A 5,093-nucleotide genomic window follows, 5' to 3' on the forward strand; every position below is an offset into this window, starting at 1 on the left:
CTAGACCGCGTCGCCGATGACGCCGGCCTCGTCCTGCGCCTGGAGCACGTCGGGGCGGGGCATCGAGATGATGTTGTAGCCGGAATCGACGAAGTGGATCTCGCCGGTCACGCCGCCCGAGAGGTCCGAGAGCAGGTACATGGCCGAGCCGCCGACTTCCTCCTGCGTCACCGTCCGGCGCAAGGGGGCGTGGGCCTTCTGGTGGTTGAACATCAGGCGGGCATCCGCGATGCCGGCACCCGCCAGGGTCCGCATCGGACCGGCCGAGAGGGCGTTGACCCGGATGCCGTCCGGACCGAGATCCCCCGCGAGGTAGCGCACGGACGCTTCCAGCGCCGCCTTGGCGACACCCATGACGTTGTAGTTGGGCATGATCCGGGTGGAGCCACCATAGGTGAGCGTGAGAAGGGAGCCGCCGCGCGGCATCCGCTTGGCCGCGCGCTGGGCGATCTCGGTGAAGGAGAAGCACGAGATCGTCATCGTGCGCGAAAAGTTCTCGCGGGTGGTGACGTCGACGTAGCGGCCCTTGAGCTGGCCCTTGTCGGAGAAGCCGATGGCGTGGACGACGAAGTCGAGGCCTTCGGGAAAGCGCGCGTCGAGGGCGGTGAACAGCGCGTCGACGCTGGCGATGTCCTCGACGTCGCAGGGCAGCACAATGTCCGATCCGACGGAGGCGGCGAGCGGCGTCACGCGGCGCCCGAGGGCATCGCCCTGGTAGGTGAAGGCGAGTTCCGCCCCGTGCCGGTGCAAGACCTTGGCAATGCCCCAGGCGATCGAGTGATCGTTGGCGACCCCCATGATGAGGCCGCGCTTACCCGCCATCAAACCCGTCATGCTTCATCCCTGGACGCAGAACCCGGGCCCTGGCGGCCCGTCTCGGTAAAGGACGAGGCTTACGCGGGGGTCGTTGACCTGTCCAATCGGCAGGCACCTGTCTGGTCCAATCTGGACCAATCTCAAGCCCGAAACGAAGAGGCCTCGTGCCGGCGTTGGCGCCGGCACGAGGCCTGAACTCTGGGAAGCGAAGACGGTCCGGAGGCTAGAAGTATCCGTCCGTGTCGCAGTTCGCGCGGTCGATGATGGCCTGCTTGACGAACACGGCAGCCGTTCCGGCAATGGCTAGGCCGCCGACCGTCCCGAGGGTGAACCAAAGCATAGCCGTAACTTTCAATCCCGTCCTGCCGGAAACAAACGCAGGTCCGTGTTCCAAGTTCCTCGAGTTCTTCGGCTCAAGGTTCGGCCAGCTGCGCGCCTAAGCTTAAGCGTCGACGTTTTTCAGGACCAGGGTCGCGTTGGTGCCGCCGAAGCCGAAGGAATTCGAGAGGACGTGGCCGAGCTTGGCCCCGTCACGGCGCTGGCGCAGGATCGGCATGTCGGCGAAGGCCGGGTCGATCTCGTCGATATGCGCGCTCTCGCAGATGAAGTCGTTGTTCATCATCAGAAGCGAGTAGATCGCCTCCTGCACGCCCGTCGCCCCGAGCGAATGGCCGGTGAGCGACTTGGTGGCGGCGATCGGCGGGCAGGCATCGCCGCGTCCGAAGACCTCGCGGATCGCCTCGATCTCCTTGGCATCCCCCACCGGCGTGGCGGTGGCGTGCGGGTTGATGTAGTCGATCGGCGCGCCCTTCAGGCCATCGATCGCCTGGCGCATGCACCGCACCGCGCCCTCGCCGGAGGGCGCGACCATGTCGTACCCGTCCGACGTGGCGCCGTAGCCGGCGATCTCGCCGTAGATCGTCGCGCCGCGCGCCTTGGCGTGTTCGTACTCCTCAAGCACCAGCACGCCGGCGCCGCCCGCGATGACGAAGCCGTCGCGGTTGACGTCGTAGGCGCGCGAGGCCCGCGCCGGGGTGTCGTTATACTTCGAGGACATGGCGCCCATGGCGTCGAACAGCACCGAAAGGGTCCAGTCGAGGTCCTCGCAGCCGCCCGCGAAGATGATGTCCTGGCGTCCGCCCTGGATCACCTCGGCGGCGTTGCCGATGCAGTGGTTCGAGGTCGCGCAGGCGGACGAGATCGAATAATTCACGCCCTTGATCTTGAACCAAGTCGCCAGCGTCGCGGAGGCGGTTGAGGACATCGCCTTCGGCACCGCGAACGGGCCGACGCGCTTCGGGCCCTTCTCCACCGCGATGGCGGCGGACTCGACGATGACCTTCGTGGAGGGGCCGCCCGAGCCCATGATGATGCCGGTGCGGTCGTTCGAGACGTCGCTCGCCTCCAGGCCGGCGGCCTTGATGGCCTGGTCCATGGCGACGTGGTTCCAGGCGGTGCCGCCGCCGTGGAAGCGCATGGCGCGCCGGTCGACGACGCCCTCCGGATCGAGGGTGGGGCGACCCTCGACCTGGCTGCGGAAGCCGTGCTCCGCATAGGACGCCGAATGCCCGATGCCGGACTTGGCCTCGCGGAGCGAGGCGAGGACTTCCTCGGTGTTGTTGCCGATGGATGAGACGATGCCCATCCCGGTGATCACGACACGCCGCATGGACACGATGCTCTCCGCCGCCGGGGCTTGTAGGTCGCGGCGCGCGTTCGGCGACCGCATCTTCGTGTTGTGTCAGGTAGGACCGGGACGCCCCGATCTCAACCGCGCGGGCTCTCAGCCGCCCGCGGCCTCGGCCTGCGCCTGGAACAGCGCGACGCGCAAGTCCTTGGCCTCGTAGATGCGGGTGCCGTCGGCCTCCAGCCAGCCGTCGGCGATGCCCAGCACCAGCTTGCCCAGGCGCACGCGCTTGATGTCGATGCCGTAGACGACCTGCTTCACCGTGGGCAGGACCTGATCCGAGAACTTGACCTCGCCGACGCCGAGCGCCCGGCCCCGTCCCGGAGCCCCGAGCCAGCCGAGATGGAAGCCCACGAGCTGCCAGAGGGCGTCGAGGCCGAGGCAGCCCGGCATCACCGGATCGTTCTTGAAGTGGCAGCCGAAGAACCAGAGGTCCGGCCGGATGTCGAACTCGGCGCGCACGTGGCCCTTGCCGTGGGCGCCGCCCTCGCTGCCGATGGAGACGATGCGGTCGAACATCAGCATCGGCGGCAGCGGCAGCTGCGCGTTTCCGGCGCCGAACAGCTCGCCACGTCCGCAGGCGAGCAGTTCCTCATAGGAATACTGCGAGGCCCGCTGGGGCACGGTGGTCGACGGGGCGTTCGGATCGGAAGCCATGATGCGCGGATCGGTCCTCGATGTGTGATGCCGGGGCGGGGCTAGCCACGTTCCGGCAGATGTGGCCGTGTCTCGGCCGGGACCGGCCCGGGCCGCTCCCACCGAACGCACGGCGCGAATTCGGCGCCTCGTTAACACAGGGCCAGGGAGCCTCAAAGCACCGACGCCTCGAAGCACCGACGCCTCGAAGCACGGAGGCCTCGCCGCAGGGGTGCCCCGCGACAGGATCGTGCCGGCATGGACGCCGCCGTCCGGACCGCCCGGCCGGCATCGGGCCCGCCCTGCGTGCATACCGCTCGGGTTGCGGTCGGGCGGCCGGTTCCGTATACCTGTGTCTTCAAGTCCTGTTTCTTTGCGTGGGATGTTCATCAGCCCAATGTCGAACCTTCTGCCCCTGCAGGCCGTGCTGAACGCGCGGGCCTCCGTCCCCGCCGGCGATGCGGCCGCCGGCCGCCGCGGTTGCCCGTTGTCGGATCTGCGCGACCGCCTGCGCCGCGCGGGCCTGCGTCCGACGCGTCAGCGCCTGTCCCTGGGCTGGCTGCTGTTCGGGCGCGGCGACCGCCACCTCACGGCGGAAATGCTCTACGACGAGGCGATGCGGGCCAAGGTCCCGGTCTCGCTGGCGACCGTCTACAACACGCTGCACCAGTTCACCGAGGCCGGCCTGCTCCGCCAGCTCGCCCTGGACGGCTCGAAGGCGTATTTCGACACCAACCCCAGCGAGCACCACCACTTCTTCCTCGAGGACGAGGGACAGGTGCTGGACATGCCCGATTGCGGCATCACCGTCGATTCGCTCCCCGAAGCCCCCGAGGGCATGGAGATCGCCGGTGTCGAGGTCATCGTGCGCCTGCGCCGGCGCGGTCCGGTGGCCCGCAAGGCCTGAACGGCCCCGTCACGAGACTGCACGAGACTGGATGCGCATGAGGCCCGGGAAACCGGGCCTTTTTCGTTGTCGCGGCCATCGGCGCCACCGGATGACGGGGCAACGATGGCCGTCCTCCCGGGTTATCGGACGGGGCGCGCGTGCCCGCACGACCCCTTCCCATCAGACTCCCATCAAGACCGGATCGGTATGGCTCCCTCTCGCATCGTCTGTGTCCGCCACGGCGAATCGACCTTCAACGCCGCTCATCGCCTGACCGGCCGCGATCCCGGCCACGTGGATGCCCGGCTCACCGAACGGGGTCTCACCCAGGTCCAGGCGGCGCGGGCCGCCCTGCACGACATCCCCTTCGACCTCGTGGTGACCTCGCCCCTGACCCGGGCGATCCAGACCACGAAGGGCATCTTCGGCGACCATCCGAGCCGGCCGCGCATTCTCGTCGAGGTGCTGCACCGGGAGTGCCAGGAGAGCAGCTGCGACGTCGGCCGGGCGGCCTCGATCCTGGCGGCCGAGTTTCCCGACGTCGCCGTCGACCACCTGCCGGAGATCTGGTGGCATGCGGAGGGCGAGCCCGATGCGAGCGGGGTGCACATCGAGCCGCGCCATCTCTTCGATGACCGCGTGCGCGGTTTTCGCGATTGGCTGCTGGCGCGGCCCGAGCGCAGCATCGCGGTGGTCGGCCACGGGACGTTCTTCTTCCACCTGACCGGGACCTGGCTCGACAATTGTCAGACGGTGGCGTTCGACCCCGCCGCGCTGCCTGCCGAGGCCTGAGCGCTCAGGGCGCCCCGGACCGCGCGGTCTCGAGCCGCTCCCGCGCCAGGGCGACGTCGATCGCGCCCGTTCCGCCCCCGAGATCGAGGGCCTCGTCCAGGATCGCGGCGGCCATGGCCCAGGTCCCGGGTACGAACGGGCCGGCCCCTTCGGCCACCTCCGCGGCGCAGCGGGCATCCGCGAAGGCCTTCACCGCTGCCGAGGCGGCCCGCGCCACCGCCGCCGCCCGGGCGCCCGCCACCCACGCCCCCTGTCGCCCGGCGGCCTCCGCGC

5 protein-coding genes and 1 pseudogene are annotated in these 5,093 nt (G+C 69.3%); 2 read left to right on the plus strand and 4 right to left on the minus strand.

Annotated elements, in window-relative coordinates; translation table 11 throughout:
* From fabI to fabA, 3 genes are all read right to left on the minus strand, one after another.
* Nucleotides 1-834: an enoyl-ACP reductase FabI gene (gene fabI, locus K2X24_RS00190; protein ID WP_056211878.1), complete on the minus strand. Its 834-nt coding sequence runs from the start codon at nt 832-834 to the stop codon at nt 1-3.
* A gap of 424 nt (nt 835-1,258) precedes the next feature.
* Nucleotides 1,259-2,485: a beta-ketoacyl-ACP synthase I gene (gene fabB / locus K2X24_RS00195; protein WP_292493559.1), complete on the minus strand. Its 1,227-nt coding sequence runs from the start codon at nt 2,483-2,485 to the stop codon at nt 1,259-1,261.
* Nucleotides 2,486-2,599: 114 nt separating this feature from the next.
* Complete coding sequence (gene fabA, locus K2X24_RS00200) at nt 2,600-3,160, minus strand: 3-hydroxyacyl-[acyl-carrier-protein] dehydratase FabA (protein ID WP_292493561.1); 561 nt, start codon at nt 3,158-3,160, stop codon at nt 2,600-2,602.
* 376 nt (nt 3,161-3,536) lie between these two features.
* Here fabA and irr point away from each other — a divergent pair, with 376 nt between their 5' ends.
* Both irr and K2X24_RS00210 read left to right on the plus strand, forming a co-directional pair.
* Nucleotides 3,537-4,046, plus strand: a complete 510-nt coding sequence (irr, locus tag K2X24_RS00205; RefSeq protein WP_238280982.1) for a Fur family transcriptional regulator Irr — start codon at nt 3,537-3,539, stop codon at nt 4,044-4,046.
* A 189-nt stretch (nt 4,047-4,235) separates the two neighbouring features.
* Entirely contained in the window at nt 4,236-4,820 is a 585-nt protein-coding gene (locus K2X24_RS00210; RefSeq protein ID WP_292493566.1) for a histidine phosphatase family protein, read from the plus strand.
* A 4-nt stretch (nt 4,821-4,824) separates the two neighbouring features.
* On the opposite strand, the pseudogene K2X24_RS00215 reads toward K2X24_RS00210, so the two are convergent.
* Nucleotides 4,825-5,093: pseudogene (locus K2X24_RS00215) on the minus strand (hypothetical protein); the annotation flags it as partial.

It is taken from the genome of Methylobacterium sp., from assembly GCF_019750675.1.
Lineage (GTDB): Bacteria > Pseudomonadota > Alphaproteobacteria > Rhizobiales > Beijerinckiaceae > Methylobacterium.